Annotated in this window: 19 protein-coding genes; 9 read left to right on the forward strand and 10 right to left on the reverse strand. The window is 51.0% G+C overall.

Annotated elements, in window-relative coordinates:
- Positions 1-217: 217 nt before the first annotated feature.
- The 3 genes from AC1DF0_RS00005 to AC1DF0_RS00015 are packed head-to-tail and all read right to left on the reverse strand — an operon-like array spanning position 218 to position 4,087.
- A complete protein-coding gene (locus tag AC1DF0_RS00005; protein WP_477572646.1) occupies positions 218-2,212 on the reverse strand; it encodes a hypothetical protein in 1,995 nt (664 codons plus the stop codon).
- 18 nt (positions 2,213-2,230) lie between these two features.
- Positions 2,231-3,109 (reverse strand): carbohydrate ABC transporter permease, encoded by an 879-nt coding sequence (locus AC1DF0_RS00010; RefSeq protein WP_442050946.1) that lies wholly within the window; start codon positions 3,107-3,109, stop codon positions 2,231-2,233.
- Positions 3,110-3,127: 18 nt separating this feature from the next.
- Positions 3,128-4,087, reverse strand: a complete 960-nt coding sequence (locus AC1DF0_RS00015) for an ABC transporter permease (RefSeq protein ID WP_477572647.1) — start codon at positions 4,085-4,087, stop codon at positions 3,128-3,130.
- Positions 4,088-4,242: 155 nt separating this feature from the next.
- On the opposite strand from AC1DF0_RS00015, the gene AC1DF0_RS00020 reads away from it, so the two are divergent.
- Positions 4,243-6,000, forward strand: a complete 1,758-nt coding sequence (locus tag AC1DF0_RS00020; protein WP_477572648.1) for a sensor histidine kinase — start codon at positions 4,243-4,245, stop codon at positions 5,998-6,000.
- Complete coding sequence (locus tag AC1DF0_RS00025) at positions 5,978-7,576, forward strand: response regulator transcription factor (protein ID WP_477572649.1); 1,599 nt, start codon at positions 5,978-5,980, stop codon at positions 7,574-7,576. The genes AC1DF0_RS00020 and AC1DF0_RS00025 overlap by 23 nt, the downstream gene beginning before the upstream one ends.
- Before the next feature lie 58 nt (positions 7,577-7,634).
- On the opposite strand, the gene AC1DF0_RS00030 is transcribed toward AC1DF0_RS00025, so the two are convergent.
- Positions 7,635-9,320 (reverse strand): extracellular solute-binding protein, encoded by a 1,686-nt coding sequence (locus AC1DF0_RS00030; RefSeq protein ID WP_477572650.1) that lies wholly within the window; start codon positions 9,318-9,320, stop codon positions 7,635-7,637.
- 233 nt (positions 9,321-9,553) lie between these two features.
- On the opposite strand from AC1DF0_RS00030, the gene AC1DF0_RS00035 reads away from it, so the two are divergent.
- Complete coding sequence (locus AC1DF0_RS00035; RefSeq protein ID WP_477572651.1) at positions 9,554-9,709, forward strand: hypothetical protein; 156 nt, start codon at positions 9,554-9,556, stop codon at positions 9,707-9,709.
- Between the two features lie 64 nt (positions 9,710-9,773).
- Here AC1DF0_RS00035 and AC1DF0_RS00040 read toward each other — a convergent pair whose 3' ends face one another.
- Complete coding sequence (locus AC1DF0_RS00040; protein WP_442050941.1) at positions 9,774-11,210, reverse strand: glycosyl hydrolase family 28 protein; 1,437 nt, start codon at positions 11,208-11,210, stop codon at positions 9,774-9,776.
- Positions 11,211-11,575: 365 nt separating this feature from the next.
- Between AC1DF0_RS00040 and AC1DF0_RS00045 the strand changes: the two genes are divergently transcribed.
- The 6 genes from AC1DF0_RS00045 (at position 11,576) to AC1DF0_RS00070 (ending at position 18,732) form a co-directional block, all read left to right on the forward strand.
- The gene (locus AC1DF0_RS00045) at positions 11,576-13,009 is read left to right on the forward strand and encodes a PTS mannitol transporter subunit IIBC (protein ID WP_477572652.1); all 1,434 of its coding nucleotides are present in this window, start codon (positions 11,576-11,578) and stop codon (positions 13,007-13,009) included.
- A gap of 61 nt (positions 13,010-13,070) precedes the next feature.
- Entirely contained in the window at positions 13,071-15,140 is a 2,070-nt protein-coding gene (locus tag AC1DF0_RS00050) for a BglG family transcription antiterminator (protein WP_477572653.1), read from the forward strand.
- Positions 15,137-15,574, forward strand: a complete 438-nt coding sequence (locus tag AC1DF0_RS00055; RefSeq protein WP_442050938.1) for a PTS mannitol transporter subunit IIA — start codon at positions 15,137-15,139, stop codon at positions 15,572-15,574. Before AC1DF0_RS00050 ends, AC1DF0_RS00055 begins: the two co-directional genes overlap by 4 nt.
- A complete protein-coding gene (locus tag AC1DF0_RS00060) occupies positions 15,571-16,737 on the forward strand; it encodes a mannitol-1-phosphate 5-dehydrogenase (RefSeq protein ID WP_442050937.1) in 1,167 nt (388 codons plus the stop codon). The genes AC1DF0_RS00055 and AC1DF0_RS00060 overlap by 4 nt, the downstream gene beginning before the upstream one ends.
- Before the next feature lie 7 nt (positions 16,738-16,744).
- Positions 16,745-18,472: a phosphoenolpyruvate--protein phosphotransferase gene (gene ptsP / locus AC1DF0_RS00065; protein WP_442050936.1), complete on the forward strand. Its 1,728-nt coding sequence runs from the start codon at positions 16,745-16,747 to the stop codon at positions 18,470-18,472.
- A complete protein-coding gene (locus AC1DF0_RS00070; protein ID WP_442050935.1) occupies positions 18,472-18,732 on the forward strand; it encodes an HPr family phosphocarrier protein in 261 nt (86 codons plus the stop codon). Before ptsP ends, AC1DF0_RS00070 begins: the two co-directional genes overlap by 1 nt.
- A gap of 133 nt (positions 18,733-18,865) precedes the next feature.
- Here the strand turns inward: AC1DF0_RS00070 and AC1DF0_RS00075 are convergent, their stop codons facing one another.
- From AC1DF0_RS00075 to AC1DF0_RS00095, 5 genes are all read right to left on the reverse strand, one after another.
- On the reverse strand, positions 18,866-20,443 hold the full coding sequence (locus tag AC1DF0_RS00075; RefSeq protein ID WP_477572654.1) for an extracellular solute-binding protein: 1,578 nt from the start codon (positions 20,441-20,443) through the stop codon (positions 18,866-18,868).
- A 17-nt stretch (positions 20,444-20,460) separates the two neighbouring features.
- A complete protein-coding gene (locus AC1DF0_RS00080) occupies positions 20,461-22,200 on the reverse strand; it encodes a sensor histidine kinase (protein ID WP_477572655.1) in 1,740 nt (579 codons plus the stop codon).
- Positions 22,201-22,203: 3 nt separating this feature from the next.
- Positions 22,204-23,697: a response regulator gene (locus AC1DF0_RS00085; RefSeq protein WP_477572656.1), complete on the reverse strand. Its 1,494-nt coding sequence runs from the start codon at positions 23,695-23,697 to the stop codon at positions 22,204-22,206.
- 185 nt (positions 23,698-23,882) lie between these two features.
- A complete protein-coding gene (locus tag AC1DF0_RS00090) occupies positions 23,883-25,472 on the reverse strand; it encodes an extracellular solute-binding protein (RefSeq protein ID WP_477572657.1) in 1,590 nt (529 codons plus the stop codon).
- A gap of 80 nt (positions 25,473-25,552) precedes the next feature.
- Positions 25,553-26,422, reverse strand: coding sequence for a carbohydrate ABC transporter permease (locus tag AC1DF0_RS00095; protein ID WP_477572658.1), 870 nt, complete (start codon positions 26,420-26,422; stop codon positions 25,553-25,555).
- Position 26,423 lies beyond the last annotated feature (1 nt).

Genomic DNA, 26,423 nt, shown 5'->3' on the forward strand with positions numbered 1-26,423 from the left:
TTCAAATAGATTAGTAAGCATGTTTTCGGGTATATTAGTCATCGGTAGGGTCCTTTCTCTGGTGGCTTCAGCAACCCCGAGAATACCCTACTTTTTTGTTGCCTGACTAGGCTACAAATCTTGGTACACAAACAATTTTACGCCATCCTTAATTACTCAAAAAAAGCTGTTTGGCTGGACTTTTTCCACTCAAAAGAACAAATCCCCTCTAATACATTCAGAAACCCGTTTTCGGTATTTCTTTCGGACAGACCGAGCTAGGTGACAATTGGCCAATTCGTATATCGTACATCCTCTCATGCGTCCGCTGCATCGCTTCTACGAATGGGCGATACGGCTGCTGACAGCCGTCCACGGCGCCGATCTGATAGTTCTCCCCGTCGAAGCGGCCTAGCACGGCCTGGTCGTTTAACTGAAAATAATGAACGCCGATTAATTCCGGTATGGAAGCAGCCTGCTCGACGAAATATTGATACGCCAGTCCTCGATCAGCCTGTGTCGGAACGGCGCGAATGCCGTATGCCAACATGCCGGCATCCGCCGCGCCGAAGTGGAATTCGCCGATCATAAGCGGCCTATTCAGCTTACTGCCGATACGCTCGATGAACGCCCGATCCGGTTCGAATTGATAGCAATTAATCGAGAACACGTCGAACGCCTCGCACCCTTCCAATATATCGTCGCTCCCTACCCAAGCATATCGCATGCCAAGGTTCAAATGATGCGGATCAACTTCCTTGCAATACTTGGCCGGCACCTCCACGTATCGCCGAATCATAAGACGATTGAATGCCGCGAAGTCTGCATCGCGATCAGCGCTATCAGGCAACGAGTCCATGTTTACGCCGTCGTACAACTGCTCGAAATTCCCGAAGCTGCTGCCCCATGCCGTGTTCAATGCAGCGACAGATGCATTGTATTTCTCCTTCATCCGATCTACGAAGCGTTCCTTGCTCAGGAATCGGACGGGCGATCTGAGCATTTGCTCAGTTAGATTTAACCCATCAACGAACGCCCACTGCGGCTCGTTCCGCATGAAGTACCCAATAAGCCGGCGATCGTCCCGCATTCCAATTAACTGATTAGAGAACAGCGCCGCATTGGCATCGTACTCCGGATAGAATACATCCGGGAAGTCTCGGAATATCGTCTTCGCCGTAGTAGGAAAACGTTCCATTGGATACACGTAAGGCAGCTCCGAGCTGCGAATATACTCGGCGCTTGACCAGTTGCCGATCGTATTCATCCCCCACGATTTCATCCGATATTCCGTCAGGTCCGTCCATCTGTCCCGCCACTGCGCGCCGAATGCGCGAATCAAATTGGCGATACCGAAGCTGTACCCGCGGCTGGACCAAGCGTCGCGGAACTCCCCCTCTCGTGCAGGAAGCTCCGGAACCAGAGGCTCCATGCCTTCGAGTCGAGCAGTTTCCGCTGGATGGATGCAGTCCATGCCTGTGCTGAACAAAGCATAGCCGTCCGGATCGACGAACCACCACCGCTCTCCGTCATGCTCCGTTCGGAAAAATCCGGATGCTTCGAATCGCAGTTTCTTCCAACCGCCGTAAGGCGAAAGATTCGTGCGAAGAGGGGACTCCTCGCTTGATTGCGATGTTTCCCATTCCTCTCTTAACGCGCGGATGAGCTGAGCTTCGCTTTGCATCTTCCCTTCCCATTCCTTACCCAGCAGCTGCCCCAGTTCATCAATATATGGCGAAGGTTCATATGCAATCGGCTCTACGGCTTGGCGCAACGTTAAACCGGATACTTCCACCTTTCGCGGCGTAACGGATGGAATCGTCGATAACGCGAATCGCACGATTCGGTTTCGGTCGACGAATGCATCCCCCCGGAGCACCGATTGCATGACGCCCGGCGAACGATCGAGGAACAGCTTCTCGCCGTTCAGCGCCGACAACGGCAGAGCTATTCTCGTTGTTACCCTCGGCAATATGCCGTAATGAACGGCAATCCATCTGCCGGATGCATCTTCGAACGTGAACAACACGACGAGGACGTCATGGGATTCATGGTAGACGTCGGCAGCCAAATACGCATAGTCCTCCCACGCATTGACGGGACAAGCCTCCGCAGCAAGCTGCAAACCGCCGCCATTCGGCGACGTTAGGATTCGAAACCCGCTCTCGCCCTCCATTTCCATAACCGTACCTGGTTCCGGACGGAACGCCTCTATCGGAATTTGAAAGTCCATTCGCGATCAGCTCCTTGTCTATTCTTTCACCGCGCCGAGCACGATGCCTTTGACGAAATATTTCTGTAGAAACGGGTAGACGAGCAGGATCGGCAGCGCGCCGATAAAAATTTGCGCCGCTTTAACCGTCCGCTGCGACAGGTTCTCCATATCCTGCGGATTGATGCTCATTTTGCTGAAGTCCTGCTGTACGACAACCGTTTGCAGGAAAGTCGCAAGCGGGTATTTTTTTGTATCCATCATATAGATCAGGCCGTCGAACCACGAGTTCCAATGCCCGACCAGCGTGAATAGCGTAATCGTCGCGAGCGCAGGCATCGACACGGGCAAGTGAATGCTGAACAAGATCCGGAACAAGCCCGCCCCGTCGATGAGCGCCGCTTCTTCTAATTCGGCTGGTATCGTACGGAAGAAGTTCATGAGCAAAATCATATTGTATACGCTAAGCGCTGTCGGCAATATAAGCGCCCAGATCGTGTTAATGAGATGCAGCTCGGTAACAAGGATGTAACCAGGAACCAAACCGCCCGAGAACAGCATCGTGAATACGAAAAACCACATGTAGACGTTGCGGCTCTTGAACGCGGCATTGCGCTTGGACAGCGCATATCCGGCAAATACGATCACCGCCATGCCGATTGCTGTCCCCAACAAAGTCCGGTACAGTGAATAAAATAAAGCCCGAATGAAAGCCGGATTATTGATCGTTTTCTCGTAAGACTCCAACGTGAAGTCTACCGGCCATAGATTGACGATATTCGCCGTTGCCGCCGACTTTCCGCTGAAGGATACGGCTAGCACATGCATAAGCGGCAGGATGCACAGCAACGATAGCGCGATCAGGAAGAGATGATTGAAGATGCTGAACATTCGATATCCGGTAGATTTGTGATACATTCGCTCTCTCCTCTTTCTTTAGAAAATCCGATAGTTGCCGAACCGGTAAGCTAATCGGTACGAGACGATAATCAGAACGAAGCTGATGATCGATTTGAACAGTCCGACTGCCGTCGCGAAGCTGAAGTCTCCTTTAAGCATCGCCGATCGGTAGACAAACGTGTCTATGACATCGCCTTTACTGTAGACGAGCGGATTATACAGGTTGAATATTTGGTCGAAGCCGGCGTTAAGGACATTGCCTAGCTGAAGGGTCGCCACGACGACGATGATCGGCAGCATGACCGGCAACGTTACATGGATCGTTTGCTGGAATCGCGTCGCTCCATCTACTTCAGCCGCCTCGTACAGAGCCGGATTTACGCCGGCGATAGCCGCCAAATAAATGATCATCGCGAAACCGAATTCTTTCCATATATCGCTGACTACAATGATGAATCGGAACCAATCACCATCTCCCAGGAAGAAGATCGGCGCCATGCCGAACCAGTCTGTCAGCATTCGATTCACCAAACCGCCCTTGACCGACAACAGATCGATTAAGATGCCGCCTAGAATAACCCATGACAAGAAGTGCGGCAGGTAGACGAGCGTTTGGATGCTGCGCTTGATTCCGACCTTGCGAACCTCGTTGAGCAGCAAGGCGATACCGATCGGTACGAACAATCCGAATACGATCTTAAGTATGGAAATAATAAGCGTGTTCCAGATCACTTGCACGGACTCGTCGAACATAAACAAAGACTCGAAATGCTTGAATCCTACCCAATCCGACTTGAAGAAACCAAGCCATGGCTTATAGTCCTGAAAGGCCATTACGAGCCCGAGTATAGGAAAATAATGAAAGACGATTGCGATAACCGTAGCCGGCAAGATGAGCAAATGCAGCGGCCATGTTTTTTTAAGTCCCCTTAACCATTTCGACTCCCTATTGATCGCGGTAGGCGTTGTCGCCTGCTTTCCAATCCCGCTTTCCATGCGTATTTCCCCTCTCTCATTTCCCATGATTGCGCATTCATCTACTTCTGCTACTATTATATCAACGGGCCTGGAGCCCACCTATGATAAGGTCTTAACATCTATAACCACTCTCATAACCTCTTTGGTTAAATCCGAAATAGGCGGTGCCCAGCGTGATAAAATATAAAATATTTCAAAAGCTGCTCATTATGCTTGCTCTGCTTCTTATTCCCGCAACTCTATTATTTGCCTATGCGAATGAAGCAAGTAAACAAGTAGTCAAGCATACGCTCGAGGAATCGGCGGCCAAGCAGTTGGAATTTACGATGGGGCAGCTTGAACAGTCGCTTCGCCAGCTCGAAACCCAGACGCTGATGCTTGTCAACGATTCCACGATCAGAGGTTATGCCAGCTCATCGGATTTTCCGGAATATTTGAACCACCTGTTCATGCGCAAAACGATCGAGGAAAAGCTGGTGCTGCAAAGCCAGGCCGAGCCTCTCATTTCTGAACTAACGGTACACTGGCCGTCCATTGAGGAATCGATTACATCGGAAGGCACATTGCCCTACAATTACGAGCAGCTCGCCAATAAGCCGATGAACCGGTGGATCGTAGACAACAACGAGGGCTTGCTTTCATTCCGCTTATTGTTCTCCTTCCCGGCGATCGCGGCGCCCGATCTAAGCAATACCGTATCCGTCGTCGAGACTGCGATATCAAGCCGTTATTTGACCTCCGTATTGACCGGGCTTGACGCATCCGGCAACGGCACGTCGTTTTTCTATTTTCCTGGCGCGGACATTATTCGGAGCAGCAACGTTGATATGGATTTGGCCATGCATTTAATCGAACAAGGCGAGCTCGATACCGACGCAATCACTCATCCGAAGCTTTCCGTTATGGGGGCGGACGGCGAGCAATATTTGGTTCAGTTCGTGTTCAGTCCTTCGCTCGGCGGTACGCTCGTCAGTTACATTCGGCTGGACGAGTTTCTTGGGCCGCTGCAAAAAGTGAACTGGCTTGTCAATGGAAGCCTCGCCTTCCTTGCCGTCGCGGGCATCATGATTTCTTATTTGTTTTACAGCCATTTCCGCAAGCCGTTCGGCTATCTGGTACGGAAGCTCGAAGCGCTGGGCTCCGGCGATTATGCCAGCAGAGCCACGGTAAGGACGAACAACGAATTCGACTATTTGTTCGAGCGATTCAACGAGATGGCCTCGCGCATACAGTCGTTGATCGAGAACGTGTACGAGGAGAAGGTACGGACGCGGGAAGCCGAGTACAAGCATTTGCAGTCCCAGATCAATCCCCATTTTCTATATAATTGCTTGTTCTATATCGTGAGCATGGCGAACAAATCGCCCGCGGCCGTCGTTTCGATGGCCAAGAACTTGTCCGAGTTCTACCGGTATATCACCCGCAAGGCAGGATCGATAACGACGCTCGAGGACGAAATCCGGCTCATCGAAAGCTATTTGGAGGTGCAGTCGCTTCGCAACAAGCGGCTGTCTTACGAAATCGATATCCCTTCCGCCATGCTTAACCTTTCGGTGCCGACCCTTCTGCTGCAGCCGATCGTCGAGAACGCGATCGTGCACGGCATCGAACAGAAAAGGACGTCCGGAAGAGTTCATATCGAGGGCATTGCGCGCGGCGACCAGTACTTGATTCACGTCGACGACGACGGTCACGGGTTGCCGGGAGAGAAGCTTCAGTCGCTTATCGATAGCGTACACGGCAGCAGCGTTGCCGGCGATGGAATGGGCTGCGGACTAAGCAATGTCCATAACCGGTTAATGAACCGATACGGCGGCCATTCCGGACTAACTTTCTCGGTCAACGAATGGGGCGGTTTGCGGGTTACGCTTCATCTACAACTATCGCATAGGGAGCTGGGTCAAAGAGATGAACGTCTTATTAGTGGATGACGAGGATTACGTGCTTGATTTTTTGGAGGAGCAGATCCCTTGGTCACGAATTGGCGATATAACCATATATAAGGCCGGCTCGGCCGAGGAGGCTCTCGAGATTGCCCGGAACACCGAGCTGCAAATCGTCGTAACCGATATTAAAATGCCCGAGACGAGCGGATTGGAGCTGCTCGCGGTATTGCGCGAAGACTATTCTGACCTTAAGGTTGTGCTGTTATCCGGTTATTCAGAGTTCGAATATGCCCGGAAAGCGCTGCAGCACGGGGCTGCCGATTATTTGCTTAAGCCCGTGACCGAGGATGAAGTCGTCTCCTGCTTGCAGAAGGTTCTAGTCCTCATAGACGAGGAGAAGAGGCAAAGCGAGCACTTATCGGCCGCTAACGACATGGTGAAACTGGGCATTCACCGCATGCGCGAGCATTTGCTGCTTGATCTGCTGCTGGGCCGCAAATACGGGCCGGATGAGATGCAGCGGCATCTGCATGCCCTTCAATTGCCAATCGGACCGGATGAGGAGTGCGCGCTTGCGTTGATTCGAATTGAAACGGGAAGCGAGGAAGCAACGCGGGAAGACTTCGAGCTGTTCAGCTACGGCTTGCTCAATATGGCGGAGGAAATTTTATACGGCAAAATAAACGACATTCCGTCCCTTTGGTCATGCAAAGATTCCTATCGATTCATTGTCCTGCTGCTTCCCATCCAACGATTCGGTTCACATGAGCATCTGCAGCAACGTACCTGCGACCTGCAGCAGGCCGTTCTGCAATACATGAAACGGCCCGTTTCCATCCTGCTCACGAGCGCTTTTCCCTACCGGCACGAGCTATATCGTCAATACCTGCTGGCACTTAACGGCTTCGGCCGTTCTATCGGAACGCGCAGCGGCGTCATGCGGACACTCGATCAAGATGAGCCACGGAAGGAGCTGAAGCCGCTCGTGCAGCTTCATCAGTCGCCTACCATCCAGCAGTTGATGGAGACCGGACGCTGGGAGGAAGTGAATCGCAAGCTGGAGCTTATTATGGCGGAGTTGAACAGTCCCCCTTGCCAATCGCAGCAGCAGCTTATGGAGATCGTTTATTACTTGTTCAGCAGCTTCTCTTACATTGCGCACAAACAAGGAGATTCGTTCGCCGACCTTGTCGGTCATCCCCTGCAGCCCGAATCGTTTTATTTCAAATCGACGGATGCGATCATGGAGTGGGCGTTATCGATCATCGACCAGTTCAAGCGCTCGCTGCAGGAATCAACCCCTAACCGCAACCATATTATTCGCCAGATCCATGAGTATATCGCGCTTCATCTGCACGAGGACGTCTCTCTCACAAGGGTCAGCGAGCATGTCTATCTGCATCCCGTCTACTTGTCCCGATTGTACAAGAAGGAAACCGGCGAAAGCTTGTCTACTTACATCCTGCGCGTTCGAATGGAGAAAGCCGCGGAGCTGCTCATGGGCACGAACAAAAAAGTTTCCGATATCGCCAAGGAAATCGGTTATCAGAAAACGCAATATTTCATCCATATTTTCAAAGAATTCCATCAGCTTACGCCTCAGAACTTCCGCAATCGATAATATGCAAAAGGGCTGCCCCCGTAGAATCAACTCCTCCGGTGCAGCCCCTGTTTTGTCTTTACGGATTCACGCTCTTATACCATTCGTTGATTTCTTTCTCGATTTGGTCGCCGCCTTTGCTCTTCCAATCCGCAACGAAGGAATCGAATTTATCGATGGACTCGTTGCCGTAGATGATTTTGGCGAACGTCTCAAGCTCCATCGTTTTCAGGTTATCGCCTTTGTTTCTCATCGTCTCGGTCGGCGCTCCCAAAAATTCGGTTGGCGCGTTGATTCCGGCCATTTGATAGTTAAGTGCTCCAGCACGTACCATCTCCGGATCTTGAATCATAATTTCTCTATGCGCTCTCGTGGTTGGCTCTCCGCCGTTAAACATGTAATCATAGTTCGCTGATCCTTGGAAAGGGATAGCAGGTACGTTCCAGAACAAGTTGTATTTGCTCGATGATGCAGCCGCCTCAAGCGGCGTCGGGAACTTCTTAGAATCATATTCCGGCTTGCCGTCGACGATCGCGTAATCGTAGCCTTCAAAAAATCCGTCCTTGAAGTCGCCGGTTTCGAATTGATTGTCGTAAATTTTGTCCATGTACAAGAAGAATGCGTCCATATGTTCGAAATCCTTGTTGAACATCATCACTTTGCCTTCGTTGATATAGCCGGTATAACGAGCCGATTTACCGTCCGATCCCGTCGGCAACGGGTACGCTCTTAGCTTCGCGTCCGGGTTCGTTCCCGCTACGTCTCCGAGCGGCCAGCCCATCGCCCAGAATGGAGCGGCAATCATGCCCGACTTGCCTTGGATGAAGCTTTCGGTCGCTTTCACTTCGTCAATGGCAGCTAGCTCCGGATCAAGGTAGCCTTTTTTATACCATTCTTGCAGCTTGCCTAGGCCGCTCTTGATTTCCGGCTGCACGGACCCGTATTTCAAGCTGCCGTCGCTTCCTTGCTGCCAAGTGCCGGGAATGAACTTGCCCGTATAGGCGCCGAAGACAAAGCTTACGTCGGACATCCAATTGGAGAAGCCGTTTCTTCCGGACAAGCTGAAGCCGAACGTATCCTTCGTGCCGTTGCCGTCCGGATCTTGATTGGTGAATGCGTCCATCACCGTTTCGAATTCTTCGATCGTTGTCGGAGCCTTCAGGTTCAGCTTATCGAGCCAGTCCTGACGTACCCACAAGACCGGATTCGTTCCGTCGCCAGCCGAGAAGATCGGAAGACCTAGAAGCTGTTCCCCCTTCTTCACTTGATTCAGCGATGCGTTGTTTTCCTCATACAGCTTTTTGATCCGATCGCTGGCATACGCTTCGAAATCCTTCGAGATATCCTTCACCTTGCCCGACTGAATGAGATCGGCAATCAGGTTCTGATCCTGAACGATGAACACGTCCGGAAGTTGATCCTGCGTCGTCAGGGAAAGTCTAAGCTTCGTATGATAGGCGCCATTATCGGTCGTGTTCCACAGATCCTTGATTTCGATGCCCAGCTTTTCCTTCGTCCATTTGTTGTGAATATTGTTGTTAATATCCTCGCCATTGATGAACGTATAATCGGAACCTACCGGACGAGCGGTCGTGATCGTAATCGGCGGTTCGAATTTGCCGTCGGCGTTTTGTGCGGATTCCGTACCTTCTCCGGTCGCATTGGAATTGTTTCCGGCATTATCGCTTCCATTGCCTGATGAGCATCCGATTACCGTAGTCATAATACCAATCATCACTAACGCGATCCATTTATTATTTTTCAAAACGATTCCCCCTCATTTTCATTTCTGTGTACAAAATAATCGTAGCAAAAGAGGCGAAATCGCGTATATGCCCTAATCTAAACAATCATAACCTCTATTCTATCATAGTTCGTTAACCCGCTATTTTTTGTGCCTTTACGACCGATTGCTGTGCATAAATAACGCTGCGATTTGGAACAACAATAAAGTTGTTCATGAATCAATCTTCTCTAAAAACGGAGGTGAATGGCACAATGTCAGGAAGAAACAATAAGCCCGATAACGATGGACCTTCCAGCAGCCCAGACCGCTTGGACCAATACGGCGACAAGCTTGCTTCCCGCAATGAAGAGGAATTCCAATCCGCAGTCGATGAAGCTTGCGAGACGGAAAACAAATTCGAACAATAAAAGCAGGAAAACCTCACTGCCCGTGAACCCAGGTTCGTGGGGATGAGGTTTTCTTCTTATTATGCTAGCCGAACGACACATCTTTAACGAAATCGTTCAGGTCGAAATTCCCGCTCTCCGCATCCGTTACGAGCTTATCGTTGATTCGGACATTGATGAAACGGATGTCTGCAGCGATCCGCTCTTCGTCAAATCCGTAAATGCGCGATGGATTCTCGTTGCGGCCGTTGTATGTAATATCTCGGAACTCCACGTTTTCGATGCGGTTTCCTGCTACCGGATTGTAATCCTTGTTCCAAACGACGCGAATATCGAATAGCTGACCGAGCTCGAAATCCTCAACGCGGATATTCGAGTATTTGACGTTCCGCACCGTATTTTTGTCCCCGGCATTAATCGCCATCGCCCCCCAATAGTTCGGCTGAGGCTCGTGATGCTCGAGAATATCTATGTTTTCGAAAACGATATTTTCAATTGTATCGCCGTTCTTATGATAGTCGCCGTGTGTTCCGATCATAAGCGGATGCGCGACGTCAGCCCAGAACGTCGAATTGCGTACCGTTACGTTGCGGGTGTCGCCGACAAAGTCCCATCTCGTTCCGTATATCGCGATGCTGTCGTCCGATGTGCGGAGGAATACATCATCGATGACAATATTCTCGCTGGCCATCATATCGATGCCGTCCGACCAGCCTCTCGTGCTGAACGACTTGAAGTTCTCGATATGAATGTTCCGAGACTTGCCAATATAGATGCTGTAATGCGGCGGATCGAGCGTAATGATGCCTTCGACCCTGATATCGCTTGAGAACACAATCCGTACGCCGCGGAATGCCGAGAACCGATGGAAGTCCGACAAGTAGACGATGCCCCTGCCCTTTATCGTTACATTCTTTACGTTGTCGCAGAGGAAAGAGCCTACCACGACTGCACCTCCTGCAACGTATACCGTTGTGCCGGAAGGAATGCGAAGCAGCGTTTCCTCCAAGTAATGCATGCCCGGCGCAAAATAGATGGTGTCAGGCGCCTTGCCGCTTGTTTCGTTTGGCGTTGCCGCCAGACGGTAAATATCTTCCGTCCGGTGAATGGCCGGCTTTAGCATAAGTACGTTCGGATCGGTTGGCTGCGGCGGAGCTTGATCGATCTTGTTCGCGAACACGTGCAGGTTCGCAAAACGCTCACCGTTCACTTCAATAGCTAGCTTGCGCGGCCGGTCCAGCTTGAAGATGACCCGATTTCCCTGCTGCTCGAAAGGAATTTCATACGATAACGGCCGGATAGTTACTTGTTCGACAACTAGATGCTTGGATAGGATAGCGACCTCTACTGTTCCATCCATATCGAAATAAACCATCGAAGCACGTCTCACGTTATGCATATCCACCTTCGCCTCGTAGACGAACAGCTCCTGCCACTCACCGCCCGGCACTCTTACACTCACCATAAAATCGTCGTTACTTGCCGCCCCCTTGGGCGCATCATATACGATTAGCTGATTCATCCTTTTGCCCTCTCTCTGCAATCGTTCATATTATCAACGTCCTCATGGATCGATGACAGCGCCTTCAATATCGGATATCGTGCATATCGACACGTATGCCATTACGGCTCATTCCTCCCATCCTGTTGCTTCTTCCTTCCCATTTTACTGAAACGATAGGATAGATCCTATTGCAATTTGCCGCGAATAATTGTAATAATCCAACTACCCGGAATCCAAGCAAATAGAAAAATGATGTCAACAGTCATCATGACGTAACCTGCTTTTCAAATGATTGAATATGTAAGCGCTGTACTTTAGGATTAAATTAGGTTTTGGAAGTGAACTATACCAACGAATAAATTAAAAAAATGGGAGGTTGCTGCATGAGTAAACTGATATCAGATAAACCGGCATCCGGTGGCGTTAAAGTTTCCGTTCAACGATTTGGCCGTTTTCTAAGCGGCATGGTCATGCCGAATATTGGCGCATTTATTGCTTGGGGACTCATAACGGCTTTATTCATACCGACAGGTTGGATTCCGAACGCAAGTCTGGCAACGCTTGTCGGACCGATGATCACTTATTTGCTCCCTATACTCATCGGTTATACCGGCGGTCAAATGATTCATGGCGTGCGGGGCGGCGTCATTGGTGCGGTCGTAACGGCAGGGGTTATTGTAGGATCAGATATTCCGATGTTTCTCGGCGCGATGATCGTTGGACCTTTTGCCGCATGGGTGCTCAAAAAATTCGATAAATCCATTGAAGGCAAAATCCCTTCGGGTTTCGAGATGCTGATCAACAACTTTTCTTCCGGCATTATCGGCGGTGGACTCGCGCTGCTGGCTTTCAAAGGAATCGGACCTGTAGTCGAAACCTTCAGCAAGCTGCTTGCACAAGGCGTCGAATTCCTAATTAACACGGGATTGCTGCCGCTCGCTAACATTTTGATCGAACCGGCAAAGGTGTTGTTCCTGAACAATGCGATCAATCACGGCATTCTCGGACCGCTTGCGCTTGATCAGGCATCCAAAGCAGGCCAATCGATCATTTACATGCTGGAATCCAATCCCGGTCCGGGTCTTGGCATCCTGCTCGCATACTGGCTCTTTGGTAAAGGCATAGTCAAACAGTCTGCTCCGGGCGCTGTCGTCATCCATTTCTTCGGCGGTATTCATGAAATCTATTTCCCTTACATTCTCATGAACCCGCGCTTGATTCTTGCCGCTATCGCGGGAGGCGTGTCAGGAACGTTCACCTTCTCCATCTTCGGTGCCGGTCTTGTCGCCGCTCCTTCGCCGGGCAGTATCATCGCCTACATTACGATGACGCCTAAAGGCGGCTTCCTCGCGATGTTTAGCGGTGTCGTAGTGGCCACGATCGTCTCGTTCCTAGTCGCTGCGCTGCTGCTGAAAACAAGCAAGCAAGCGGATGATTCAGAGAACGATCTTGAGCTCGCTGCGCACAAAGTTCAGCAAATGAAAGCTGAATCCAAAGGTACGGCAGCTCCGTCTGTTTCGCAGTCGGCGAAGCCAACGAAGGCGAAAATAAACAAAATCGTCTTTTCCTGTGACGCAGGCATGGGTTCAAGCGCGATGGGCGCTTCCATTTTACGCAAAAAAATAAATGCTGCGGATTTACCGATCACGGTCATTAATACGGCAATCAATGATATTCCGGCCGATGCCGACATCGTAATTACACACAAGACGCTCACCGACCGCGCGCGGCAAAAGGCTCCGGATGCGGAGCATATTTCGATCGATAATTTTCTCAAAAGTCCAGAGTATGATTTGCTCGTACAAAGACTAAGTTAATTCTACTCTACCTAACGCTGACAGAGTCATGTCGGCGTTATGCTCATTCCTCGGGAGGAGGATGATTCATATAAAAGCGTCTACCAGGCAGCGCCGTATTATTGTGCTTCTGCTCGAGCGGAAGCATGAAATCACCGTGGCCGATATAGCGGCTATCGTCGGAACGAGCACGAGGACGATCCATCGCGAGCTTAACGATATTGAACGGTTGTTAGCCGCAAACGGTATTCTTCTTCATAAAATTTCTGGACTTGGCATCCGGATCGAAGCCGACACGGATACACTGGAGTACTTCAAGCAATCATTCGACAGAACCGATTCATTCGAATATTCGGCAGAAGAACGGCAGGCCCTGATTCTCTGCAGACTGCTTGAGCATGACGAACCCATTAAGCTGTTCTCGCTCGCTCACGAGCTGCGCGTGACGATGCCGACCATCAGCCACGACCTTGATGAGCTGGAACAATCCATTATCAAGCAAGGATTAACCCTTGTCCGTAAAAGAGGCTACGGCGTTGAACTCATTGGCCCTGAAACAGCGAAACGTCATTTCATTAGTTTGCTTGCGCTCAATCTTTTTGACGATTCCGATTTATTCGGGCAATTCGCAGACCATACGGTTTCGCAGACCAATCCTGTAACGGCACAGCTTCTAGACATGATCGGCAAGGATAACTTCAAGAAGCTTGAACAGGCATTATGGGAGCTGAACGACGATTGGCCAAACGACTTATCCGAAGCCGATTACACCCGACTGCTTATTAAACTGTCGGTTGCGTTAACCCGAATAGAACACAACCATCTGATTCTATCGGACGATTATGGCACTGGCGGCGAAATCGGCTTGCTAAGAAGCCTGCTGGACCTGCTTGATATACAGCTTCCGTTAGAAGAACAACGATACCTTTCCCGATTGCTCGACAACAACGCTTTTTTTGAAAGCAGTCTCTTGATCCATCACGACGATATGTCAATTATCGAGTCTGTGACGCTGTTGATCCGTTACGCCCAGGATCATCTGCAAATACCGCTTTTGGAAGACCGCTCGCTCTTAGAAGGGTTAATTCAACATATAAAAAAGGCCTTTCAGCGGATTAGAGACGGCATCGCGATACGTAATCCGATGCTGGCGCCAATTAAGAAGGATTACGCCCAGCTATTCGCCACGGTCCGGCAAGGCGTGAATGAGGTTATCCCTTCAATTGTCGTGCCTGACGAGGAAGTCGGTTATATTGTTATGCATTTCGGCGCTTCCATTGAACGCGTAAAACAATTCCCGAGAAAAATTAGAGCTGTGCTCGTTTGTACGAGCGGCATCGGTTCATCTAAGCTGCTCGCCGTAAGAATAACGAAGAAGCTGCCGCAAATCGAATTATTGGGTCATTACTCTTGGTACGAAGCCGCACGACTGCCTTCGAATCAATATGACCTGGTCATATCGACCGTCGACCTGCCTTTGGATTCAGGCCAGTACATTAAGCTCAGCCCTCTACTTACCCAAGAGGAAACGGATAAGCTTCGCTCTTATATTGAGAGCACGACCTTAAAGAAGCTCTCTCACGCCGCTGAGTCAGAGCCGTCTATACAGTCGCCAATGGATCGTTTGACACTGCTGCAGCAATATTCCGGCAGCATCCTACGGCTGCTCGAAAGCTTCACCGTTCATGATTTGTCCATTTCGGAGCGGCGATTGAAGTTAGAAACACAGTTTCTGCCGATGATCTCGATGATTGGGAAGCCGGACATTTTGGCCCATAGCGAGAAAATAGCTGCGCAACTGCTGGCAAGAGAACAGCAAGGCAGTCTTGTCATTCCGGATACGGAGCTTGCCTTAATCCATACCCGAAGCGAATGGCTTCAAGAGCCGCTGCTCGCCTTGTACCGTTACGATCAGTCCCTGCTTCTTAACGATGATGAAACGATAAAGGTTAAACAAGTATTAATGATGCTGGGACCTTCCAAGCTGGATAAGTCCAGCTTGGAAGTGCTGAGCGAAATAAGCGCGATGCTGCTGCTGCCGGAAATGATTGCGATACTGGAAAATGGCGATAAAGCAAGCATCAAAGCTTTCATATCAAAGAAGCTGGAACAGTATATAAAAACAAAATGGATTGGAGAGAGTAAGCAATGACTATTTTAGCGAAAGAAAAAATCAAACTGAATGTAAATGTGAAAGACAAATACGAAGCCATTCGCATGGCCGGGCAACTGCTTGTTGACGCAGGACACGTACCTTCGGAATATATCGGCAAAATGCTTGAGCGAGAGGATGATCTGTCCACCTATATCGGAGGAGGTCTTGCCATGCCGCATGGTACGAATGAGTCGAAGGCTTTTATCCGCTCGACAGGCATAGCTATTCTTACTGTACCCGAAGGCGTAGACTTTGAAGGCGATGAACCCGCTCGATTAATTATCGGTTTAGCGGCGGTAGGTGACGACCATTTGAATATTTTGACGAACGTCGCTATGCTCGTGTCTGAAGAAGAGGATATGCAGCGCATTATGAATGCTTCTACGGAGGAAGAACTCATATCTATTTTCGAAGCGGGGATGCAGGAATGAAGGCCGTTCACTTTGGAGCCGGCAATATCGGCAGAGGTTTTATAGGTCTGCTGCTGCATCAATCAGGGTATGAGGTTGCTTTCGTGGATGTAAACGATGCTCTCGTTTCCCTCCTGCAGATGAAGCGGCAATATACCGTCAAGCTTGCCAATGAGCAGGCTGACACATTTCTTGTCGATCAAGTTACCGCCATTAACGGTAAACATCTATCTTTGGTCGCCAGAACGATCGCAGAGGCCGATCTTGTTACGACCGCCGTCGGTGTATCGGTTCTGAAGCATATTGCTGCCGCCATCGCTAAGGGAATCGAGCTTAGGTTAGCGGGCAGCCGGGAGCCTCTTCATATTATTGCATGCGAGAACGCCTTAGGCGGCAGTACGACGCTTAAGCATTTGGTCTATGAACACCTGTCGACTGAGGATCGGACGCTGGCCGACCGACTTGTCGCTTTCCCGGACGCTGCGGTAGACAGGATCGTGCCGCTTCAGCAAAACGAGGATCCGCTGCTGGTTACGGTTGAACCATTCTATGAGTGGACGATCGATCGTTCTATCGTGCTGCCCGGACATCAAGAAATCGGCGGCGTCCACTATGTGGATCAGCTCGAGCCCTATATCGAGCGCAAGCTGTTTACGGTCAATACCGGACATTGCTGCGCCGCTTATCATGGCTACTTGAAGGGCTATACGACTATCCAGGAAGCGATGAAGGACCCGACCATCGTGGCTGAGGTTAGAGGAGCGCTGCAGGAGTCCGGTGCCGCACTCATACAAACCTATCAATTCGACGAAGCGGCGCACTCGCAATATATCGAGCAAATACTTGAGCGCTTCATTAACCCTTATTTAGTTGACGAAATCGTCCGGATTGGCCGCTCACCGATTCGGAAGTTATCGCCGCAAGACCGTCTTGTGCGGCCGGCTTCGCTCGCTAACCAATGCGGGATAACCGTTACGCATTTGACCAACGCCATGGCAGCAGCCCTGCACTTCGACTATTCGGATGATCCGGAGGCCGTTGAGCTGCAGGAAGCGATTAAGAAACATGGCATTCATCAGACGATAACGGAGTATACGGGGTTAAGCGGGCAGAGCCCTCTTCATGCGCGTACGGCGGAGCAATATCAACAGCTGGGACAATGGGTCCGGCACGGAAAGGAATGATCGAACGATGACACAATCATTGAGAGGGATAGGCGCATCGCCCGGCATCGCGGTCGCACCCGCCTTCTTCCTTACTTCGGAGCGCTTCGTTCCGGTCCGGACTGCCGTTGCGGACGGGAAACAGGAGATTGCAAGGTTCCGTGAAGCTGTAGCCGTCTCCCGAGGCGAAGTGGAAGTCATCCGGGACGCCGCTGAAGAGCGGTTTGGAGCGGACAAAGCTGAGATTTTCGAAGGCCATCTTATGCTGCTTGAGGATCCGGATCTCATTGATGCCATTGAAGAGAAAATAACGGATGAAGCCATTAATGCCGAATTCGCGTTACATGAAACAGCTCAATCCTTTATTGAGCTGCTGCAATCGATGGAGGACGAATTGCTCCGCGGACGCGCGGTTGATATAGAGGACATTTCGAGCCGAATAATGAGTCATTTGCGAGGTGTTCCGCATATGGACTTGGCCAATCTAACAGAAGAATGCGTTATTGTTGCACGGGATCTGACTCCTTCGGATACGGCCCAGCTTAATCTGGCTCTCGTTCGCGGATTCATTACCGAGGTCGGCAGCCGCACCTCTCATTCCGCCATTATGGCCCGCTCGCTGGAAATACCCGCAATCGTAGGTGCAGGCGCAGCGATTTATGCCGTACCGGACAATACCGTCGTGATCATGGATGCTAATGAAGGACTCATCCTTATTAATCCGACTACCAATGAGCTTGAAACTTATCAAGTAAAGAAGCAACAGGACGATCAGCGAAAAATCGAATTGGCGAAGCTGAAGGATCAGCCGACGCTGTCCAGTGACGGCAAGCAGGTCGAGCTTGCGGCTAATATCGGTAAACTGGAGGATATTCAAAAGGCCATCGACAACGGGGCCGAAGGCATCGGACTTTTCCGCACGGAATTTTTATATATGGGCCGCAATTCTCTTCCTACGGAGGAGGAGCAGTTCGCCAGCTACAAATATGCGCTTGAGAAAATGAGCCCTAAGCCGGTCGTTATCCGGACGCTGGATATCGGTGGCGATAAAGAGCTTCCGTATATGGATCTTCCGAGGGAAAGCAATCCCTTCCTTGGACTTCGGGCGCTTCGTCTCTGTCTGGATAGACAGGACCTGTTCCGCACGCAGTTGCGGGCGCTGCTTCGGGCAAGCCGTTACGGCAACCTGAAAATCATGTTCCCGATGATCGCCGTGCTCGAAGAGCTGCTGGAGGCCAAGCGGCTGCTCGCGGAAGAACAACAGAAGCTAATCGCCGAAGGCGTACAGCTGGCCGAGCATATCGAAGTAGGCATGATGGTCGAAATTCCGGCCGCAGCCGTCTCTGCCGACTTGTTCGCTCCGGAAGTCGATTTCTTCAGTATTGGAACGAATGATTTGATTCAATATACAATGGCTGCTGACCGCATGAACGAAAACGTGGCCTATCTGTACCAGCCTTGGCACCCTTCCTTGCTGCGCTTGATTCGTCTCGTTATTCAAGCGGCGGAGACGGAAGGCAAATGGGTCGGCATGTGCGGCGAAATGGCGGGCGACGCTACGGCTATTCCGCTCTTGCTTGGTCTTGGCCTGCATGAATTCAGCATGAGCGCCGGTTCCATCCTCCCATCAAGGGAGCTCATTGGCCAGCTTGATCAAGCGCACTGGTCCGGTTATGCCGATCAAGCGCTTCGGATGCGCAGCACGCAAGAAATTACGCAACTTGTAGAACAGATGAGAAACGGAGTGAATTCATAATGGTCAGCAAAACCTTCACCATTCTTAATCCGACGGGCTTTCATGTCCGTCCGACCAAAACATTCGTGCAAACCGCAAGCACCTTTCCTTGCAAGATCACCCTTATCAATAAAGGCAAAAAAGTAAACGGCAAAAGCTCGCTGAGCATGCTTACGCTCGGTATCGCTGCAAACGAGGAAGTGACGCTTGAAATTGACGGCGAGCAGGAAGAGCAAGCGCTTGATGCGCTCGGCAAGCTGTTGACGGAAATTCACGAGTAGAGCAAGTTGAACGGATAGCGTTGCGGCTGTCCCGGCAGGTCATATTCGACTTGCCTGTGCAGCCCTTATTTCATCATGATGAAACAACTCCATCTCAGTATTGCCCCAAAGGGTTATGCGTTTTATGACCGGCTTATCGCCTTGCCGACCTCGACGCGGCGTACGAGTAGAGCTGCGATTGCAGCGCGTTCAGATACTCCGTCATACCTGCATCCTTCAGCTCACTCCTCATCTCGGCAAGCTCGCTGTCGATATCGACACTTACGCCGACGGAAAGCGGCTGCACGTAAGCTTGCCTGATCTTCTCCAATCGCTCCAGCTCTTCCGAAACAACGGACGTATCGAAGATGAAGCCTTCATACGGATCGATGCCGTTCGCTTCCGCGAGCTTCGGCCCTTCCGTTACCGTCAGCTTGTCGATGATAGACTGCCATTCACCAGGCGCTTTGGACGGATAAGACATATAGCCGTCCGTCAGTCCCGTCCATCCCGGCTTACGGTTCTGCTCCGGTATTCCCTCATAGGATACCCTTCCGTTGTCCAGCTTGTAGTTCTCGCCTTCAACGCCGTACATGAGCAGATCGTAATACGACTGATCGGTATGCGCCTTCTCCAGAAACTTCAGCGCCAATTGCGGATAGGACGAGTTCGAGCCGATCGAGATCATGCTCGACGAATCGACCGATACCTTCGGCAGGAAGACCGTCTCCGGGTATAAGTCGAACCCAATGTCCAACCAGCCGAACTGCTGCTCAGGATACCTCGCTTTCAATACGTCGATATAGTTGCCGGATACCGCGCCGAAATGGTTGCTGAATTCAAGCGGCTTCCTGTCGGCCTTCATGAGCTCGAACGTCTTGCTCGTCTCGTTGCCTTGGGAAGCAAGGATATCCCGGTCGACAACGCCGTCTTCGTACCATTGCTTCGCTTTGCGTACGATCTGCTCGTATTCCGGCGTGTCATACTTGCTCATGACCTTGTAGGGATCTTTCACCGGCGCTACCGCATAATCGTTTACGATCGTGTAGTAGTCGCCCCCTGCCAGCATTTGCCATAGCAGATCACCGTACCTTTTGTCGTTGATCATCGGCGTGCCCAGGTATTGCTCCTTCGCTTTGTATAAATATTGTTCCAGCGCCTCGAAGCTATCCATGACCGGAAGCCCCCATTGCTGACGCAAATCCTCGCGGTAGAGCACGCCTTGATATCCGGCACCCGGCTTGCCAAAGGATGGAATACCGTATAACTTACCATCCAGCATCGCTCGCTCCAACACGTCGCCGTAATGCTCCGCGAGCGCCGGCACCTCGTTCAGCATCGGCGCGAGATCGACGAAGGCGTTCCGCTTCGCGTATTGCTTGAAGTCAGTCCAGAAGCCCCCGACGTAGAGATCGTATTCCTTCGTCGCAATGGCCCTGCCGATCTCGTTCTTCTCCTCGCCCCAAGGAATGAAGACGAACCGAACGGTGATGCCGAGATCATCGATCGTCATGGCGTCGAGCTGCTTGTAGAAGCTGTCCATGCCGCTGGCAGGCTCTGTGCCCATCGTAACCGCCTTAAGCTCCACAACGTCTGTCTGTATCACTTCCCCAGCCTCGCTACGCTGCTCGGACGCAGCATCCGGCTTCCGGTCCGAGCACGCGGACATGACAATGGCAATACCGATGACTAGCAGCGACAGCCCAATTTTTCGCAATTCGGCAATTCCCATTCGATTCCCTCCTTTCGTTATTCCGGTCCGCTTCTCACGGCAGGAACGTCGATCGTGACGCATGTCCCGCCTTCAGCGATACTGCTGAACCGCAAAGTCGCGGGCTGGCCGAAATACAGCTCCAGCCTCTTCTCGATATTATGGACGCCGTAGCCGCTGCCTTTGTGCTTGCGTTGCGGCTGATCCTCACGCCGATAGCCGACGCCGTCGTCCTTCACTTCTACCAGTAGGCGGCCATTCACGATAGCGCCCGTAATTCGAATGACGCCCGTTCCGTCCTCTTTCTCGGAGATGCCGTGAATGATCGCATTCTCGACGAGCGGCTGCAGCGTTATTTTCGGAATAAGACAGTCCATTGCTTCTTCCGCGACATCGAAATCTATCTGGATCCGGTTTCTGAAACGTTTCATCTGAATATCCATATAAATGGCGCTGAGGCGAACCTCGTCCCTTACCGTGACGAAATCCTCCCCTTTGTTGAGAATAAGTCGATAATAGCCTGATAGCGCGTAGACGACTTGCTGAATATTTTCGCGCTCGCCCTTCTGCGCCATCCAGTTCAGCATATCGAGCGTATTATATAGAAAATGCGGATTGATCTGGGACTGCAGCGCCTTAAGCTCCGCTTCGTTCTTCTCTTGTCCCAGCTTGAATTGCTCCGCAAGAAGCTCCTGCAAGCTGCCTATCATATAGTTATAGCTGGAAATTAGCTGTCCAACCTCGTCCTTGCTCGGCGAAATGTCAAGCTCGTTCAGCCTGCCCTGGCGAACCTGGCTCATCCTGTTCATGAGCAGCAATATTCTGCGCGTAATCGACTTCGCCACCGGAAAAATAACGATCAATATAATCAATGTAATAATGGCGTACGTAGACAGCACCTGCGTCCGGATGTTGTGAATCGCTTCAGTCGCCGCCTCGTTCGATAGGACGGTAACGAGATACAGATTCGTGTTGCCGATCTTCTGCCCGCGCGCCAAATAAGTGCCGCTTGCAAGCGACACGCCCTTGAATGCTCCGCCGCTGTCTATCGGCTCCGGCAGATGCATCTCCTCGTATTCGGCTTCACCGGTGCTGGCAATCAAATCTCCATCCGCCGTCGCGAGATAGACCAATTGCCGCGGATTCGACTTCGTTAAGCTTTGCCTGATTTGATTCGTATCGATATTCAGCGTGACGATACCGACCGGCTCGCTTAGATTCGCCGGATTCCAAAGCAAGCGGCCAAGCGCCAAATATTTGCTCGGAACGCTCTCCGGCTCTTCGCGAACAACCCATGCCGACCTGCCGTTATTTGCATATACGCTCTTCACCCAGGGCATCTCGCTTACATCTCCTAACCTGCGAAACAACGTATCTTCACCGGTCAGAATGAAATCGTCATTGATGTAATAAACAATGCGGTCGAACTCGGAATTGCTCTCCATGATCTGCGAATAGGCAACAACGTTGTTGAAGACAGTCAACTGTTCAGGTATCTTCATCTCGGATGGTTTTTTGGACAATATCGCGTTCAAATCTTTGTTGACGATAATCATCGACGTCAGCTCTTCCAAATGATAAAACTTTTTGGATAGCGTAACGAGCATCTGCTCGTAATTCTGATTCTCTGCGTAGCTTTGCCCATCAACGGCCAGCTTGCGTATCTCGCCATAAGAGATGAAGAACGTAACGATAAGCGGCACGATGCCGACGATGGCGAACAAGATCATTATCTTCTTCCGCAGCGACATATCGTTCAAATAATCGATCAGCTTCATCGGTCAGCTCTTCTTCCGGTACTGCATCGGAGACAGATCGGTAGCGGCCTTGAAAACCTTGACGAAGTAGCTGGCGCTGGCGAAGCCGCATAGCTCGGCGATCGTATGCATCTTGTATTGCTCGTTCTCCACCAGCTTCTTCGCCAGATCGATTCGATAATCGCTAATGTATTGCTTGATCGAAGTGCCCGTCTCTTCTTTGAACAGCTTGCCTAAATAACTTGTCGACAAATGCATATGGCCGGCGATCATCGTAAGATCGAGATCGATGCTGCGATAATTAGCGGCAACATAACTCATTACTTCCCGCACAAGCCGTGAATACCCCGACGATTGCCGCTTCTCCTCCATCCATACCGATAGAACGGCATGCATGAATAATTCGGCGTTATCAAGCGTCTCGCATTTCTTCAAATAGTGTCCGGCTTCCGCGAAGCCATGCTCGTTCGCTAACGTCTCGACCAACTTGCGGTTGTCGCCAAGCAGCGAATGGGCCATCGTATCCAGAAGCGAAACCGCTTTATCCTTGGCCGGGTATCGCTTCCTTCGCATCGATGCGAACAGCTCTGCCAACCATTCGCTTAAGCCTTCCGGATTGTCCTTGCTTAATTTATAGAAAGCCGGTAGCGCACCGTTATACCATTCATTTCCTCCTGTATCTTCTACCGTATTGCTGCGCAGGCAGCGCACATCCGGCTCATAGAAGGAACGGTCTAGCGCCCTGCGCGCAGTCCGGAAGCTGCCCGGTATGGCATTCATTCCGCTTGCTTCCTCGCCAATGGCCACCGTACATGCCCCGTTCTTGCTAAGCCATCTATTAATTATGGAATAGAGCTGTTTATATTCATCGTTTTGACAAGCCACGATGATAAAGCAAAGCTTGCGATCCAACTGCTCGCCGATCACTTCAATGCCGTAGCCGCGCCAATCTCCTATTATAGATGTCAAATCCGCATTAGGCGCTTCGACAATGAAGCTAACATATCGTTTATAGGGGGGAAAACCCGTCTCTTGGCAAAGCCTTAGCAGTTCCTCCAAGTCCGCATGCTGGTCGCGCAGTAAGCCCGCCAGCTTCTGTCTCACCAACTCGTTCTTCTGCTTGTAAACGGAGCTCTGCGCCTGCTTCTCCTCCAGTGCACGAACGGACTTCAGTATGGCTTGCTCCACGTCTGCCAGCTTAATAGGCTTCTCAATATATTCCACAGCCGACAGTTTGATGGCGCTGCGCAAATATTCGACATCCATGTAACCGCTCATAAAAATCAATATGCTGCCCGGTGACTTCAGGGACAGCTTCTCGGCGAACTCGATACCGTTCAGCTTCGGCATCCGAATGTCGGTCAGCACGATATCCGGCCGATGAACCGTGCACATCCGCAGCGCTTCCGCGCCGTCTCCCGCGAGCAGCACGTCATGAATGCCGTATTGCTCCCAGTCGATGCTTTCCTTGAGCCCTTCTCTTGTATAATCATCGTCATCCGCTATTAACAATCTCATAGGCTACCACTACCACCTTCAACCCTGCTGCATTCATGATAACGCTTGCAATTTCTATTAATAGAATAACAGAAAAATAAAGCATCATCTATGCGCCATCATTGAATTCGTCCATGCAATACCGAGAAGAAGCTCACCCTTCCGCGATTGCGGAAGAATGAGCTTTTCACCCTATCGTTTAGAAATTAATTGCTTGCCGCACGGCGCTCTTGATACACTTTCGTCGCCTCGTCGAGAATTTCTTGGCCGCCGGCTTTCAGCCATTGCGCTTTGAAATCCGCGAACAGCTTCTCCACGTCGGCTGCGTTTTTGGCGATAATCGCCTTCGTGTAGAATTCGTCCTGCAGCGCCGACAAGTTGGCGTTGTACTTGCCTTTGCTCTCAAGCACCGTCGGTCCAAGCACGTCGGAGATCAATTCGAAGCCTTGGGTCAACAGTGCTTTGAAATCAAGCTTCTCCTGCGGCATATGGAACTTCCAAGTCGTCACGGCTCTCTCGATAAGCGGGTTATAGAAGCCGCCGATGCCCATCTCGTAACGCTTGTTGTTATCCGACAGGTAAGGCTCGATCAAAGCGGGAACGCCGTCCTTCATTTCATAGGAGACGCCTTCCTCGCCGAATGCAGTAGCTAAGTACGTCTCGTCGTTCATTGCGATCTCTTCAAGAATTTGCAGGATTTTGATTCGTTTCTTCTCATCCTTCTCTACTTGCGCGCCGAGCAGAAGCGGCGTTTGCAAAGCGCCGTTCGATAGCCCCATCGATTTGCCAGCCGGGCCGATCAAGCCTTTGCCGTAAGCCGGTTCGATGCCGTTGTCTTTGAACGTTTGCAATTGTCCAAACAGATGGTGGTACATGTTCGTATCGTTGATGCCGATTTTTTGGCTATTGAACTTCTGGCCCATAAGGCTATTGTCGTCCGTCATGAATTCAGGATCGATCAAGTCGGCATTGTACCATTTGTTAAGCAGCTTCGTCGCTTCGAGCGCTTGATCGGAGATGCCGCCCCAAGTAATCGTGCCGTCGCTTGCAGCAGAGAACACGTAAGGATTGACGCCGAATGCCGCATAGATCGGGTTGAACAGCTGGTTTCTGGCGTTTTTGCCGCGACCGCTCATGCCGTACGTATCCTTCTGCCCGTTGCCGTCCGGATCGTCGTTGCGGAACTTGGTCAGCACGTCTTCGAACTCTTCGATCGTCTTCGGCGCCTCGCTGTAGCCGATCTTAGTCAGCCATGCTTTGTTATAGAGCGGAATGAACCCTGTCGAGCCGTTAAGCCAAACCCGCGGAATGCCGTAGTTTTTGCCGTCGACGAGACCTACGTCCCATGCTTTCGGCTCCACGGACTCCACGTCCGCTATGTAAGTAGGCATGTATTGCTTGATTTCATCGACGGAAATGCTTGCAATAACGCCTTGTCTAGCCCAGTTGACCATGTCGGTCTCAGTCGGCGATTGCGGGAAAATATCAGGCACCTCGTTAGCTGCAATCTTCAGCTTCAAGTTCTCGTCCGTAACGCGCATGTTGATAATCTTCACGTTGTATTTCTCTTCGAGATATTTCTGAACGTAGTTGCCGTCTTCCGTCGGCACGTCCCACGTCGATCCAGCGAACGTAATTTCAACAGGCGCTTCTTCCTTCGGAGCGTTAGTCTCCCCGCCTGCATTCGACGGAGCGCTGCCGTTATTATTGCCGCCATTTCCATTGGACGAGCATCCTGCCGCAAGCAGCGAGAACGATAGCATGATTGCGATGCCTAGCTTCAAGCCTTGTTTCATTTCTTTTACTTCCTCCCTTTTTATGTTTAAGCAACTCATTTATTTAAACGGGGACAGCGAGTGCCCCCGAGTAAACCGAATCAACCTTTCAGCGAGCCGATCATCGTTCCTTTGACGAAATATTTTTGCAGGAACGGATAGACGACCAAGATTGGCAGCACGGCGAACATAACGGTGGCCGCCTTAATAGAGGATTCGTATCTCGTGTTCGCGATCGCGGATCGGCCAAGCGTCTCCGCGTCGGAGTTCGTGATGACGATTTCCCTTAAGAAAAACTGCAGGACTTGCTTGCCTTGATCGGAAATGTACAGCACAGCGTCGAACCAGGCATTCCAGTGACCGACGGCCGTCCATAACGCCAGCGTTGCGAGCACCGGCTTCGAAAGCGGCAGCACGATGCCGAATAAGATGCGGATATCATTAGCGCCGTCAATCTTGGCCGATTCCTCAAGCTCAGCTGGTATCGACATGAAGAAGTTGCGCAGGACAAGCATTGAGAATGTAGGAACGAGTCCTGGCAAAATGTACACCCACAGCGAGTCCATCAGACCGAGCCACTTCATCAGCAGGTACGTCGGCACAATGCCGCCGCCGAAAAACATCGTGAAGAGGATGATCATCGTATAGAAGCTGCGGTGCGGCAAATATGTACGCGATAACGGATAAGCGCAGAGCGACATTACGATCAAGGTTAGTATCGTTCCGACCACCGTCCGGAAGACGGAGTTACCGAAGCCTATCCAAATCTTCTTCTGCGACATCACCTGATTCCAAGCGGTCAGGTCAATATCCTTCGGATAGAGATGGAAGCCGAACCGGCTGGCTTCCGCCGGCGAGCTCAAGGAGATGGAAGTAAGATGAAGGAACGGATAGATCGTAACGGCGCATAACACCAGAAAGAAAATGACGAGCACGGTTTGAAAAATATTTTCGCCTACAGTTGGTTTCAAT

The sequence above is a fragment of the Paenibacillus sp. 05T425 genome (genome assembly GCF_056396205.1).